General features: G+C 67.0%; 9 protein-coding genes. 2 read left to right on the forward strand and 7 right to left on the reverse strand.

The genetic code is table 11. The features are described from left to right. Positions 1-94 precede the first annotated feature (94 nt). From CP557_RS12565 to CP557_RS12580, 4 genes are all read right to left on the reverse strand, one after another. Positions 95-3838, reverse strand: a complete 3744-nt coding sequence (locus CP557_RS12565; protein ID WP_097380223.1) for a UvrD-helicase domain-containing protein — start codon at positions 3836-3838, stop codon at positions 95-97. After that, positions 3831-4883 (reverse strand): PD-(D/E)XK nuclease family protein, encoded by a 1053-nt coding sequence (locus tag CP557_RS12570; protein WP_097380224.1) that lies wholly within the window; start codon positions 4881-4883, stop codon positions 3831-3833. Before CP557_RS12570 ends, CP557_RS12565 begins: the two co-directional genes overlap by 8 nt. Then, positions 4876-7119 (reverse strand): PD-(D/E)XK nuclease family protein, encoded by a 2244-nt coding sequence (locus tag CP557_RS12575; RefSeq protein WP_097380225.1) that lies wholly within the window; start codon positions 7117-7119, stop codon positions 4876-4878. The genes CP557_RS12570 and CP557_RS12575 overlap by 8 nt, the downstream gene beginning before the upstream one ends. 87 nt (positions 7120-7206) lie before the next feature. Then, positions 7207-8916: a thiamine pyrophosphate-binding protein gene (locus tag CP557_RS12580; RefSeq protein WP_097380226.1), complete on the reverse strand. Its 1710-nt coding sequence runs from the start codon at positions 8914-8916 to the stop codon at positions 7207-7209. Positions 8917-9089: 173 nt separating this feature from the next. Here CP557_RS12580 and CP557_RS12585 point away from each other — a divergent pair, with 173 nt between their 5' ends. Further along, positions 9090-9497 carry a CBS domain-containing protein gene (locus CP557_RS12585; RefSeq protein ID WP_097380227.1) on the forward strand — a complete coding sequence of 136 codons (408 nt, stop codon included), beginning with the start codon at positions 9090-9092 and terminating at the stop codon, positions 9495-9497. A 24-nt stretch (positions 9498-9521) separates the two neighbouring features. On the opposite strand, the gene CP557_RS12590 is transcribed toward CP557_RS12585, so the two are convergent. The 3 genes from CP557_RS12590 to uvrA all read right to left on the reverse strand — a co-directional run bounded on the left by CP557_RS12590 (position 9522) and on the right by uvrA (position 13473). Further along, complete coding sequence (locus tag CP557_RS12590; RefSeq protein WP_097380228.1) at positions 9522-9893, reverse strand: hypothetical protein; 372 nt, start codon at positions 9891-9893, stop codon at positions 9522-9524. Between the two features lie 156 nt (positions 9894-10049). Beyond that, positions 10050-10460, reverse strand: a complete 411-nt coding sequence (locus CP557_RS12595) for a hypothetical protein (RefSeq protein WP_097380229.1) — start codon at positions 10458-10460, stop codon at positions 10050-10052. 49 nt (positions 10461-10509) lie between these two features. After that, positions 10510-13473 (reverse strand): excinuclease ABC subunit UvrA, encoded by a 2964-nt coding sequence (gene uvrA / locus CP557_RS12600; RefSeq protein WP_097380230.1) that lies wholly within the window; start codon positions 13471-13473, stop codon positions 10510-10512. 218 nt (positions 13474-13691) lie between these two features. Here uvrA and CP557_RS12605 point away from each other — a divergent pair, with 218 nt between their 5' ends. Beyond that, entirely contained in the window at positions 13692-13925 is a 234-nt protein-coding gene (locus tag CP557_RS12605; protein WP_097380231.1) for a DUF7385 family protein, read from the forward strand. Positions 13926-13962: the final 37 nt, after the last annotated feature.

Below are 13962 nucleotides of genomic sequence, written 5' to 3' on the forward strand. Positions count from 1 at the left end.
CCTATCGCTCCCCGTTTTCGTCGTGTGGAGACGAGATGACCGGCGAGGACGGCTGGCTGCGCCCGACGGGCGCTCCGACTACTCCGGTCCGTTCTCAGCCGTCTTCCGAACCGTCTCCACCGTGGGCATGTTCTGCCGGTCCGCAGCCAAGCGACCGATGCGGACAGTGTCGGCAGTGGTCGCCCGGCGTCGTCTCGGAGAACGACGGCTCGTCGACCGCCGCGAGCGTTTCGACTACCGACTCCCACGAGGGAAGCTCCTCGGGCTCGAAAAGGTCGACGCGCGGACCGTCGACGTCGCCGACGTAGACGTAGCCGACGGTCGAGACGGGTTCGTCGAACCGGTTCTCGCAAGCCCGCAGGTAGAGCGACAACTGGACTGCATCGCCGGGATCGATCCGCCCCGCGGTCGCCTTGTAGTCGAGGACCGCGAGCCCGCCGTCCGGAAGCCGCCTGATCGAGTCCACGTAGCCGACGACGTCTCCGGTCACGCCGGTCACGTCCTCGAGCGAGAACGGCAACTCCGCGGCGACGGCGTCCCACTCGGCGATCGGCCGGTCGAACCCGGGCACGCTCGCCTCGAAGTACCGGTCGATACAGGCGAGGACGGCCTCGCGGTGTGCGAGCAAGTCGCGTGCGGTGAGCTGACGCAGGGCGGCTTCCCGCCACGCTTCGCGCGTGTGGTACTCGCGATGGAAGGCCTCCTCGGCGACATCGTGGAAGACCGTGCCGACAATTCGCGACGCCGAGTCGTCGACCGTCGGCGTAGCCGTCCCGTCCCCCTCGATCGATTCGAGCGGATCGTCGATCGCTCGAACGACGTGATCGAGGTAGTGTTTTCGGGCACAGGTGTCGTGCGTGTCCATCGCGGAGTAGCTGTGGCGCATCGCGACGGGGAGTTCAGTCGCGCTCGCGAGCGTTTCGACGGGGAATCGAACCGTGTCGGTCGTCAGCGCGGACGATCGACGGCCGCTGGGAACCCAAAGCCCACTCGAGCGATCGGCGGGGGTGTCCTCGAGCCGAGCGGTGCTCGCGGCATCGGCAGCCGGTAACAGCGTGCCGTCGCGAAGCTGCCGCCCCAGTCGGTGGACCGTCTCGATCGCCTCGCGCGTCTCGAGGGGCTCGACCGGGCGATCACCGTAGTCGGCGTAGTAGGTAATGGTTCCGGGGCTCTCTCCGGCGGACGCGGCGATCTCGGTCGTCCGGTCGACGACCGTTTCGGGGTAGTTCTCTCGCACCTGCCGGAAGCTCTCGGTCAGCGACGACCAGAGATCCATCCGCTGGCCGGTCACCGACCACTCGATTTCGCTCGCCAAGCAGGTCTCGGCCGTCGACGCCGCCAGTTCGTCGTCCGCGCCGTCGTACTCGTAGTCGGAGCCAAACAGGAACAGGTGGTTCTCGGCTCGCGTGAGCGCGACGTGGAGCACCCGCCACTCCTCGCCGACCCGCTCGGCGGCGAGATCGGCGAGCAACGGCGACTCGATCTCGGCGTCGAGCGTCGCGGCCAGTAACCGGTACCGGGCTCGTTCGACGTAGTCACCGTCGACACACCACTCCTCGTCCGAGAGGTAGGGGACGAGAACGGTATCGAACTCGAGGCCCTTGGCCTGGTGGACCGTCATCACGTCGACGCTGTCCGTGGACCGCGTTCCGCGGGTTCGATCGCTGCCACCGCTTTGCAACGTCGACGCCAACGCGTCCACGAACTCGGTCGACAGCGACTGGACGACGGCGTCAGCGCCGTAGGCCTCGACGAAGCGCTCGATCCGATCGAACTGCGCGCGCTCGTCGCTCGAGCAGAACCATTCGATCCGAGTGAGGTCCCGAAACCGACGGAGGAATCCCGACAGCGGGTAGACGTCCCGAAACTGCTCGAGGGTCGCGAGGTGCTCCCGAGCGTCCGCGAGCCGCTCCGGTTGCTCGAATTCGACGTCCGGATCAGGGTCTACCACCGCGTCGTACAAGGTCTCGCTTTGGCTTTGCAGCGTCGCGAGATCCGCCTCGGTGAGTCGGTAGCGATAGAGTAACACGCGCCGGAGGTGGGCGTCCGCGTCCGGCTCGACGAGCACTCGGAGATACGATACCACGGTCCGGATCCCGGGCGAAATCTCGCCACGCGGCGAGCCGGAGATCTCGTAGGGGATCTGCAGGTCCCGGAGTTCGTCGGCGACCGCCTGTGCGTGGCGGTTCGTCCGAACGATAATCGCGAGATCGCCCAGCGAGCGCTGGGGGACGGTTTCGGCCGCGCCGTTGAGGAGCCGCGAGACCGTCGTCGCGACCTGTGCCGCCGTCGATTGGGGGATCTCGTCGCTCTCGACTTTGACGACGCGGTCCGACGGCTCCGGCTCGTCGTACGTTCCGGGCGTTCGGCCGTCCTCCCGCAGCGTCTTCGAGGACTGAGGGCCGTAGTCACAGGCGTTGGTCAGATCGAGAATTTCCTGTCGCGACCGGAAGTTGAGCTCGAGTTCGATCGCCTCGTGGTCGTCGTAGGCGTCGGCCAGCCGATCGAGTCCCTCGCGGTCGGTGCCACGCCAGCCGTAGATCGCCTGGTCCTTGTCGCCGATCGCGAACAGATCCGGCCGATCTGGGCCGTCGGTGAGTTCGGTGAGCAGCGAAAACTGGGTCCCGTCGGTGTCCTGAAACTCGTCGCAGTAGACCTGCGTCCACTGGCCCGTGATTTCGTCAGCGATCGCGTCGTCGTCGAGCAGTCCAGTCGCCGTCCGTACCAGCTCGTCGAAGTCCATCGTCCGCTCGGCCTCGAGGTGGTCGTGATAGTCCGCGTAGACGTCGGCGTAGTGGCGAGCCAGCCGGAGGAACTCGACGGCGTGTTTCAGCCGGCCGAAGGGGGTCTGTTCGATCCGGCTCGTCGCCGTCCCCCAGATTTCGTTGCCGAATAGCGCCCGCGGCAGGTGTTTCGTCGTCCGGTCGTCCAACGAGAGCGCGTCGATCGTGTTCGTCACGCACCGCTGGAGGACCCGGAGGTAGCGATCGATCTCCCGAACCAGATCGTCCTCGCGGAACGCGTCCGGCGCCTCCGCGATTTTCTCCCGGCAGTAGGAGACGAGTTTGCCGTAGTCGACCAGCGACTCCCGGGCCGTCTCGAGGTACTCCTCCCGGTTGAAGTAGCGCAGCGCCTCGTTGTCGAAGGAGAGGTTCTCGCGAGCCATGCGCTCGAGCCAGAGGACGAACTCGTTGCACAGCTCGAGGGTGCGAATCGGTGGCAGGCCCGACTGTAGGTCGTCAGGCGTGATGTTCTCCTGGCTCATCGCCTGGATGAACCGATCGACCGCGTCGACGAGATCGGTCGGGGAACCGTCGTTTCGGGTCGACGCAGCCGCGAAGTCGTAGTCGTTCTCGGCGAGCAGGCGACCGATGATCCGACGGCGGTCCCGTTCGGTCACGACGTCGAACTCGGGCGAGTAGCCGAGGTAGTAGGCGTACTCGCGGACGAGTCGGTAACAAAAAGAGTGGTAGGTGTAGACATCGATCGCGGCTGCTGCGTCGGGATCGAGCCGCTCCCCGACCGCCGTCCGGATGCTCGCGGCGGCTTCGTTCGCGAACGTCAACACGAGCACGTCCTCGGGATCGACCTCGCCCCGTTCGATGGCGCGCTCGATCCGGACGAGCATCGTCGTCGTCTTCCCGGTCCCGGCACCCGCGTCGACGGACGTACAGGCTGCGTGGCTGTCGATGACTGCCCGCTGATTCCCTTTCGGCTCGATCTCGTCGGCGGACGCGAGCCCGGCGGTCGCTGCCGTGTCGAACGTGTCGTCGTCCGGATCGGCCCCCGGCTCGAGCTCCTGTCCGCCGCTGCCCGCTCGCCGTGGTTCCTCACCCATCGAACCGCACCTCCCCTGCGATGTAGTCCTGACAGCAGACGGTATAGTCACACGTCGGACAGGCGTGTTCCGCGATCCGATCCCATCGGTCCGACGGGTCGAAGGGGCCGGACAGCAGGCCCGAAGCGACCCGTCCGAGCCGGTCGTCGACGGTTCCGTTTCGATGATCGTGTGTCATTCCGTAGGTGTGGTGATCGACGTAGACGTCGGTGAGATCGACGACCTCGAGGTTCGTCTCGACGGTCTCTCGGACCCAGTTCACTGCCGTCCCCGACCGATCGGCCAGCGGAATCTGGACGTAGCGACAGGTCCGGTCGCCGAGCTCGAGGCGGTCCCGACGCGTGCGGAGCCCGTCGAGGACGACCGCTGTCTCGAAGAGCGAGCCGACCGGATCCGGCTCGAACGTGTCCGAATCGGTATCGAAGTGGTCGGTGAATCGCTCCGCCACGTCACCCTCCCACTCCGAGCGGTAGCGCAGGGGCCCAAGCGGCGCGAGGGTCGGGACGAATCGGACGCCAACGATCGACGAGCCGTCGTCGTAGACGTAGTCGACCGTGGCATCGATCGTCACCGTCTCCCTCTCGCTGTCGGGGTCCGCTCCGCCGGCCGGTTCGGGGAGCTCGAGCGTACTCGAGAGCGGCAGTTCCGGCCCGATCAGTTCGTCGCGGGTCGCGTCGGCAGCCAGCCGCTCGATCCCCCCGGCGTGCTCGCCGCCGACGCGTTCGACGTACGCGGCGAGCGTCGCCTCGAGCACCCGTCGTTCGTGGCGACGCTGGGCACGGGAGTGGAAGGGTTCCTCGTGGTCGGTCCACAGCGTCGAGAGTCGATCGCGGGCGACGGTCTCGAGTTCCTCGCGGTCCGTCTCACCGCTCCGAAGCGCGTCACAGATCGCGGTCCGAAGCAGGGCCACGCGGTCGCCGACCGCGTCCTCCTCGTCGTCCTCGATCCCGTGGACGTGAGCCAACTCGTACCGCCGGGGACAGTGCAGTGCCGATCTGAGCCCCTCGACGGAGAGCGACTCGGCGGTCGTCGTCCCGTCAGTCATCGCGGACCACCTCGCCGGCGGCGAACTCGAACTGTGATCGGACCGCTTCGACGAGTTCGTCGTCGACGTCGCCGTCCTCGAGCACGACGGCGATCTCCTCGAACACCGTCTCCGTCTCGCCGAGATCCGCCTCACCGCCGGTGCTGGCCTCCCGGAGCACCCGCTCGAGTTCGCCGCGGGGTTGGGCGAGCAACGCGTCGAGTGCGTTCGTCTCGCCGTGGATCGCAGCGTCGTCGTCGTCTCGCTCCGCGAGCGCGAGCCCGGGCGTCGATTCGATCAGTTTCAGATAGCGCGACTCGTCGTAGGTTCGACGGAGCCCACCGGAGCCGCGTTCGTAGGAACACCAGTAGAGGAGCCGTTCGGCCGCGCGGGAGCCGAGCGCGAGTCGCCGACGCGAGCGCTGTGCGTGATAGCTCTCGAAGGGATCCCCGACGTCGGCGGCAGCAACGGTGTCGAACGTGTCGGTGATCTCCTCGAGCGACGGATCCGTGACCGCGGGATAGGACGGCATCGCCCGGAGCCACGCCGGCGGGAACAGCTGCGTGAGAAACTGCTCGCCGGGGTAGGTCCCGTCGATCAGGTCGAGCAGGAAGACGGCGGTGCGCGAGTCGTACTTCAGGTCGTCGACGGCACAGACGGTGACGCCGCCGGTCGGCGGCTGCGTCTCGACCGCGTGGACGTAGGGCGCGTCGTACTGAATCGTCCGTCGAAGCATCCGGCGCAGTCCCTGCCAGTCCGGCCCCACGAGGTCCGTCTCCTCGACGAACCGGGCGATCTCGAGCACGCGGCGAACGCCCTCGTACCCCTCGCGGGCGTCGATCCAGTCCTCGTCGCGGGCGATCCGGCCTTTCAGGTCCGTCCGTCGGATCCAGCGCTCGAGCGATCGCCGAACGCTCGCGCCGGCGGTTTCGCCGAGCAGGTCCGGCGAGAAGTCCGGAACGCGGGCCCGGAGGCGGTTCAGCGAGACGTCCCGTGGGTCGCTCGCATCCCGTCCTGGATCCGGCCGCGAGAGGGGCTCCCCGTCGCGCTCGCGGGCACACTGGAGCGTGACGACCGCGTAGAGCTCGTTCACTGCGGGATCCTCCGCCAGCGAGGGGGTCCCGATCGTCGCGGTCGGAACGCCGGCCTCCCGCAGTCGCCGTCTGGTCTCGGGTACCCGCTCGATCCGCGGGACGGCGACGGCGAATTCGTCGTAAGACCAGCCCCGGCGGTCGTGCAACGACTGGATCTCGGTCGCGACCGCCCGGCCCTGTTCGCGGGCGGTCTCGGCACGGATTCGTCGGGCCCGTCCTGCCGGGTCGCACGCCGTGGACTCGTCTTCGGTCGCTTCGTTTCGAGCCGGCTGCTCGCCGGTCGCGAGGAATCGCGTGATCGGTCGGTGTGGCTGCGTCTCGTTCCCATCGCGGTCGGATGCGGGCTCGAGGGGCTCGACCTCGAGGCCCGCGTCGGTCGCGATGGTCGCGATACCGCCCGGTTCGACTCGCGTCCGCTCGACGCTGGCGTGGCACTCGCCGAAACAGACCAGATCGGCCTCCCCCGTGAGGGCCGCGAGATAGCGACGGTCGAGCCGGCGGTATTCCTCGAACTCGACCGCGAGGACGGCGTCGAAGGAGGCGGTAACGCGGGTCCGGACGCCGTCCGCGTTCGCTTCGAGCAGGTCGATCGCCTGGGGCACCACGTCCGCTCGCTCGACGTAGCCCCGCTCCTCGAGTTCCGCGTGGAACCGGTCGTTCATCGCGTACAGGAAGGCCAGACAGTCGTGGAGGTCGTCGGTCTCGAGGTCGTCGCGGCGGATCCGCTGGCGCGTCGCCTCGAGGAGCAGCTGCCCCACGTCACGCGAGAAGCTCTCGTGGGCCCCGGCCCGCTCGAGGTAGTCGGGTATCGCTCGGCTCGCCCCGTCGATCACCAGCGAGATGAGTTCGATCCGTTCCTCGTACTCGAGGCGGGATAGCGTCGGATCGTACTCCTCGATGGTCTTCGAAGCGTGTTCCGGGAGCGATTCGACGCGGGGGGAGCGGGGGCCACCGGCGGGCCGTTCGCGGTCGGCATCGGCAAGCGCCGCCGTCAGGGACTCGAGACCCGCCGGATGCCGTTTCAGGACCAGGACGTTCCGGGGGCCGTACTCGTCCGCGAGCGCGGCGTACTCCGCGGCGACGGCCGCGAATACGTCGGTTGTCGGCGCGGGTGCGGGAAGAAGCTTGCAGTGGCCCTCGAGGGCGGGCGATGCGGGGATCATCGGTCGGTACGTCACCGAATATGGGGGAGTTCCTATTTAAAATATAGTATCAGGACGATTCCCGGTCGACCGGGCGATCGCCAGCCGTCACTCGCCCATCCAGTCGCTGGCTTGCGGTTCGGCCGGATCCGTCGGCACCGCGAGCAGGACCGGCTCGGCCGCAGAAATCGCCGCCGCGAGACGCGACTCGATCGCCGCCGGGGTTTCCGCTCGTTCGGCTCGCATGCCGAAGCTCGCCGCAAGCGCCGTAAAATCGATCGGCGCGTCGCCCCAGCCGTACGTGTCGGCGGCGAGTTCGAACGCCCGATCGGCCTCGTCGCTGATGATCGCGTAGTCCTCGTTGACGAAGACGACGACGGTGATGGGCAGTTCCTCGGCGACGGCCGTATGGAGTTCGTGGACACACATCAAGAGCCCGCCGTCGCCGGTCAGCACGACCACGTCGTCGTCGGGGTTCGCGAACTGTGCGCCGATTCCCGAGGGCAGTCCCGTCCCCATCGTGGCCCACGAGCCGGGATTGACGTACGACCGCGGCCCCGCCGCCTCGAAGGCGTTCAGCGCCCAGACGCGAAAGCCGCCGGCGTCGAGCGTCACGATCGTTTCTCGGGGCACGGCGTCCCGAATCGTCTCGAGTGCACTCACCGAGGTCAGCGGCGGGGACGAACCCCGAAGCTCCTCGAGTCGCCGGCTCGTCGCCCGTCGAACGCGCCGGGCGCGCTCGCGGGCGCTCCCGTCGGCCCGACCGCCGTCTCGATCTCCGAGCGTCGCCTCGAGCGCCGACAGCGCGTCGGCAGCGTCGGCGACGACCCCGACCGCCGGCTCGTAGCCGTTTCCGAGGTCTGCGGGAGAGAGCGTGACGTGGACGAGGTCTGCGGGAGAGAGCGTGACGTGGACGAGGTCTGCGGGAGAGAGCGTGACGTGGACGAGGTCGGCGGGGAGGTCGACGCTCCAGGTGCGGGTCGTCATCGCGTCGAAATCCGTTCCGACTGCGAGCGCTGCGTCGGCGTTGGCGAGCAACTCGAGCAGGGCAGGCGACGCACTGCCCGCCAGCGTTCCGGCGACGTACCCGCCGGAGCCGTCGGGGACGACACCTTTCCCCTTGTACGTAGTAACGATCGGCGCGCCGAGTCGGTCGGCGACGCGCCGTAGTTCGGCGCTGGCGTTCCCAGCGCGGACGCCGCCACCCGCGACGATGACTGGTCGCTCGGCCGGGGCGAGCAGATCGGTGGCCGCGTCGATATCGTCCTCGGCAACGCCCGAGACGGACTCGCGACTGTACTCGCCGGGCGTCGCGACGGGGCGATCCAGCGAGAGAAAGCGCTTCGGAACCCCGACCCTGACCGGCCCCTTCGGCGGCCGCTCCGCGGTTGCGATCGCCGCCTCGAGCGCGGCGGCCGTCCCCTCGGGCTGGTCGACGACCACGTTCGATTTCACGACGGTATCGTACGTTTCCGGCGGCGTCTCGTGGATACCCCCACCGCCACGGATCTCGGGGTCGGTTTCGACGGCGATGTGAACCAGCGGCGTACAGTCGTTGCGCGCGTTCTGCAGGCCGTTCATCGCGTTCATGTCGCCCGGACCCGGGACGACGAGCGTCCCGGCGGGATCGCCGCAGGTCTCGGCGTATCCCCAGGCCTGATGCGTGACGGCGGTCTCGTGGCGGGCCATCACGTGCCGGATATCGTCTCGCCTCTCGATCGCGTCGTTCAGCGGGAGCGTCTGCGTGCCAGGAATGCCGAACACGGTGTCGATCCCGGCGGCCGCCAGTCGCTCGACCATCGCATGGCTCACGCGCATGTCCGCCACCTCGACGGCCGACTATTTATGAACTGGTCGCGTCGTCGCGTGTGCTCCCTGGGCGTAGCCGATCCACCGACGGCTCCAGCTGCGACTCCGCGGTCGACGGCCAGTCCACCGGAGTCTCGAGATTCTTCGACAGTTCTTATAGGGTGTGCGGACTACCACGCAATATGGAAGACATTTTCGTCGCTCGAGTCATGTCCACGTCCCTGCACACGGTAACGCCCGACACGCTGGTCGAGGACGCCGCCCAGTTGATGCTCGAGAACGGGATCGGATCGGTCGTCGTCGTCGACGACGACAACCAACTCGAGGGGATCCTGACGACGACGGACTTCGTCCGGATCGTTTCCGAGCAGAAACCGAAGGATCAGACGCCGGTCTCGAAGTACATGAGTACGGACGTCGTCACGGCCTCGGCCCAGGACAGCGTCCGCGACGTTGCGGACGCGATGGTCGAACGGGGCTTCCATCACATCCCCGTCGTCGACAACGAGGAAGGCGCCATCGGAATGGTCACGACGTCCGACCTGGCCGGCTACATCTCGCGCGTCCAGTCGCCCAGCCCCGACGAGTAAGGCCGTCGAACCCGTCGGACGGGATCAGTTTCGATCGGCAGCCTCGTCCGGAGAGTCGGACTCGTCGTCTTCGGTCATCCAGCGCACCGTTTCGTCGAGTCGATCCCGGAGCGCGCGAGCCTCGGCCGGCGTCAACTCCACGTCGGCGTGGCCCGTCCCGTGGTCACCCGCCATCGCATCGATACTGACCACCACTCGGTGGCCGTCGTCAGACCGCGGTCGAACCGAGATGTCGGCCCGGTCGGGATAGTCACGCGGCGGTCCGATCTCGAGGTCGGTCTCGCCCCGCGTGACACCGATCTGAACGCGCTCCGAGCGGGTCAGATCGAACGAGTCTGTCGGATCTTCGACGGTCCGTGCCGATCCCGCCTCGGAGTGTGTGGAATCGTCTGCCATACGTACTCCTTGGCGAGTCTCCCCCTTGACTGTGCTCCCGGTCGGGTTCGCCCCGGCGAGGGCCCATCGTCGACAACCCCAGTCGTGGGCGGTCGTATCGGCTCGGACAACGCCAGTGGAAGTCGATGCGACACACGGCAGCGTCGGGGAGCCGCGTTACTCGACCGCGAACATCTCGTCGTCCAGTCGACGGCCGCCGGCCCAGCACTCGAGGGCGAACCACGCGAGATACCCCGGGACGAAGACCGTGATCGCAACAGTGAGCAGCCACGTCCCGCTGGCGACCTCGAGCGTGTAGAGTTGCGAGAGCCCGAACCCGACCGCGCCGATCGCGAACGCGGCGATGCCGGCAGCGCCAACGCGGGGCCAGCCGACGAGCCGGCCGGCAACGGGGACTCGCTCGCGGGTGCCGGCGAGGAACAGCGAGAGCCCGACGATAGCGAGCCAGCCGGCCACCAGTAGCGTCGACGGAGCGGGGCCACCGAGGACGAACAGCCCGGCCAGCAGTAGCGTCGCGATCCCGCCACCGGCGAACCCGCGACGAACGATGTCTTTCAGTCGACTCATCTGTCTCCTCGTTGGCCCGAATCGCAATGAGTCCTTCTGACTGTCGCGATCAGTCGTCGTCCATCGGCGCACTCACGGGCTCGACACGCTCGCCACGTGGTCCCTCGAGATCGATCTTCGGGAGCAGGTCCCGCAGGTAGCGTCCGGTGTGGGAGTCCTCGAGACGGGCGACGTCCTCGGGCGTCCCGGTCGCGACGACTTCGCCGCCGTTCTCGCCGCCCTCGGGGCCGAGATCGATGATGTGATCGGCGTTTTTCACGAGGTCGAGTTCGTGTTCGATGACGACGACGGTGTTGCCGTTGTCGGTCAGCCGGTGGAGGACGTCGATGAGTTTGCGTTCGTCCTCGCTGTGGAGGCCCGTGGTGGGTTCGTCGAGCAGGTAGAGCGTCTCGCCGGAGTCTTTCTTCCCCAGCTCCTCGGCGAGCTTGATCCGCTGGGCCTCCCCGCCCGAGAGCGTCGTCGAGGGCTGGCCGAGTTTCATGTAGTCGAGTCCGACGTCTTTCAGCAGCTTCAGTCGGCGGCGGATCTGGCTCGAGGACTCGAAGAAGTCGTAGGCCTCCTCGACGGACATCTCGAGGACGTCGGCGATGGTCTTGCCCTTGTAGGTGACGTCGAGGGTGGCGTCGTTGTAGCGCGCGCCGTCGCACTCTTCACAGGGGACGTAGACGTCGCTCAGGAAGTTCATCTCGATCTTGACCGTTCCCTGGCCGCCACACTCCTCGCAACGGCCACCCTTGACGTTGAAGGAGAACCGCCCTTTCTCGTAGCCGCGCTGTTTCGCGAGCTTCGTCGAGGCGAACAGTTCCCGAATGTAGTCGAAGACGCTGGTGTACGTCGCGGGGTTCGATCGGGGCGTGCGGCCGATCGGCGACTGGTCGATCAGTCGGACAGTCTCGATCCGATCGAGCCCCTCGAGGGCGTCGTGGTCGCCCGGAATCACCGACGTGTTGTCGTTCATCTGGCGGGCCAGCCCCTTGTAGAACACTTCGTGCATGAGGGTGGACTTCCCGGAGCCCGAGACCCCGGTGATCGCGGTAAAGCAGCTGATCGGGATCTCCACGTCGAGGTCCTTGAGGTTGTGCTGGCGCGCCCCGCGGATCGTCAGCGTCCCGTCCGGCTCGCGGCGCTCGTCGGGCACCGGGATCTGCCGCCGGCCGGAGAGGTACTCGCCGGTCACGGATCCTTCGGCCGCTTTGACCTCCTCGACGGAGCCGTTGGCGACGACCTCGCCGCCGCGCTTGCCGGGGCCGGGCCCCATGTCGATGACGTTGTCCGCCCGTCGCATCGTCTCCTCGTCGTGTTCGACGACGAGCAAGGTGTTGCCCAGATCGCGGAGTTCCTCGAGCGTGTCCAGCAGCCGGTCGTTGTCCCGCTGATGGAGCCCGATCGAGGGCTCGTCGAGCACGTAGAGGACGCCGACGAGGCCGGAGCCGATCTGCGTGGCGAGTCGGATCCGCTGGCTCTCGCCGCCCGACAGCGTGGAGGCCTCCCGGTCGAGCGTGATGTAGTCGAGGCCGACCTCGCACATGAAGCCCAGGCGGGCGCGGATCTCCTTGAGGATCTCCTCGGCGATGACCTTCTCGCGTTCGGTGAGGTCGGCTTCCATCGCCTCGAAGTGATCGCGGGCGTCGCCGATGCTCATCGCGTTGATTTCGGTGATCGACGTATCGTCGACCAGCACCGCTCTCGAGGCCGGCTTCAGGCGAGTGCCGTCACAGGCCGGACACTCCGTGACCGACATGTAGTCCTCGATGTGCTCGCGGGTCGAGTCGGAGTCGGTCTCGATGTAGCGGCGCTCGAGGTTCGGAATGACCCCCTCGAAGCGCTTTTGCTTCCGCCGAGTGCCGTTTTTCGTACTCCGTTTGAACACCACTTCGCCGTCCGTTCCGTAGAGGAACGCCTGCTGGACATCGTCCGCGAGGTCTTCGAACGGGGTCTCGAGTGAGACGCCGAAGTGCTCCGCGACGGCGTCCAGCCGGGTCTGGTAGTACGAGCGGTTGTAGCTCCAGGGCTCGAAGACGTGTTTGAGCGGCTTGGATTCGTCCTGGAGGACGAGGGCCTCGTCGACCTCCTTGGTCTCGCCCAGTCCCTCACACTCGGGACAGGCCCCGTGCGGGGAGTTGAACGAGAAGGACCGGGTCTCGATCTCCGGGATGTCGATCCCGCAGTGCGTGCAGGCGAGGTCCTTCGAGAACTCGACGACGAAGCGGTCGTTCTCCTCGGTCTCCTCGCCGAGCGCGCCGGTCCGGCGGGCTTCCTCGCCGAGATCCGCGGCCACTTCTTCGGAGGCGTCCGGGAGGATGACCTTCAGGACGCCCTCGGCCTCGTCCAGCGCCGTCTCGACGCTGTCGATGATGCGCGGACGATCCTCTGCGCTGACCTTCACGCGGTCGACGATCACGTCGACGGTGTGGTCGAAGTTCTCGTCGAGGTCCGGCTCGTCGAGCGTGAGGTCGTGTTCCTCGCCGTCGATCTCGACCCGGGCGTACCCCTCCGAGACGAGTTCCTCGAAGAGGTCCTCGAAGGCACCCTTCTGGTCGCGGACCACTGGGGCGGCGAGTTTGGCTTTGGTTCCCTCCGGCAACTCGAGAATGCGCTCGACCATGTTTTGCGCACTCTGCTCGCCGACCTCGCGGCCACAGTCGGGACAGTGGGGCGTGCCGACGCGGGCGTAGAGCAAGCGCAGGTAGTCGTGGAGCTCCGTGACCGTCCCGACGGTCGATCGGGGGTTGTTCGCGGCGTTCTTCTGGTCGATCGAAATCGCCGGCGAGAGGCCTTCGACGGTTTCGACCTGGGGTTTGTCCATCTGCCCCAGGAAGTTCCGGGCGTACGCCGAGAGGCTCTCGATGTAGCGGCGCTGGCCCTCGGCGTAGACCGTCTCGAACGCCAGCGAGGACTTCCCCGAGCCCGAGAGGCCGGTAACGACCGTAAACGCCTCGCGGGGGATCGTGACGTCGAGGTCCTTGAGGTTGTGCTCCTCCGCGCCACGTACTTCGATGTAGTCCTTGCTCATCGTTCGATCCGGGAGCGGGACTGTCTCTCCTGTCGATACGGTTCCGGATTCATTGTGTCTGAGTCAGTGGCCGGAAGACCTTAACGAGTCTGAAAGCCCAATGCCATGGTATCAGTTGACAACCAGTGGGGCGGTCCGACGAGCGGCGGACGATCCGTCCCGCCGAAGCGGTCGCTACCGTCACCTGTTTTTATGCGTGCTGGATCAGAAGGGTGCGTATGGACGACATCGACCTCGACGAACTCGTGGCTTCGTTGACGCTTCGCGAGGAAAACCAGGCGATCAAGAGCTACCAGAACACGGTGGCAGTGTCCTGTCCGGCCTGTGACTCGCGGTTCGACGACCTCATCGTGTGCAAGGAGAACCCGACGAGTCTCAACCTCTCGAGACAACTGGATCTGTGCGTGGGATCGGCGGACGGTCAGGCGGTCATTTTCACGCACAAGAAGTAACGATCCAGTGCTGTCGAGTCCGTCTTTTCGAGTCCGT

Source organism: Natrinema ejinorense, assembly GCF_002494345.1.
Lineage (GTDB): Archaea > Halobacteriota > Halobacteria > Halobacteriales > Natrialbaceae > Natrinema > Natrinema longum.

Bases quoted from the DNA above. Each gene is read 5' to 3' on its own strand.
- CP557_RS12565 (WP_097380223.1), bottom strand. From the start codon at position 3,838: ATGGGTGAGGAACCACGGCGAGCGGGCAGCGGCGGACAGGAGCTCGAG.
- CP557_RS12570 (WP_097380224.1), bottom strand. From the start codon at position 4,883: ATGACTGACGGGACGACGACCGCCGAGTCGCTCTCCGTCGAGGGGCTC.
- CP557_RS12575 (WP_097380225.1), bottom strand. From the start codon at position 7,119: ATGATCCCCGCATCGCCCGCCCTCGAGGGCCACTGCAAGCTTCTTCCC.
- CP557_RS12580 (WP_097380226.1), bottom strand. From the start codon at position 8,916: ATGCGCGTGAGCCATGCGATGGTCGAGCGACTGGCGGCCGCCGGGATC.
- CP557_RS12585 (WP_097380227.1), top strand. From the start codon at position 9,090: ATGGAAGACATTTTCGTCGCTCGAGTCATGTCCACGTCCCTGCACACG.
- CP557_RS12590 (WP_097380228.1), bottom strand. From the start codon at position 9,893: ATGGCAGACGATTCCACACACTCCGAGGCGGGATCGGCACGGACCGTC.
- CP557_RS12595 (WP_097380229.1), bottom strand. From the start codon at position 10,460: ATGAGTCGACTGAAAGACATCGTTCGTCGCGGGTTCGCCGGTGGCGGG.
- uvrA (WP_097380230.1), bottom strand. From the start codon at position 13,473: ATGAGCAAGGACTACATCGAAGTACGTGGCGCGGAGGAGCACAACCTC.
- CP557_RS12605 (WP_097380231.1), top strand. From the start codon at position 13,692: ATGGACGACATCGACCTCGACGAACTCGTGGCTTCGTTGACGCTTCGC.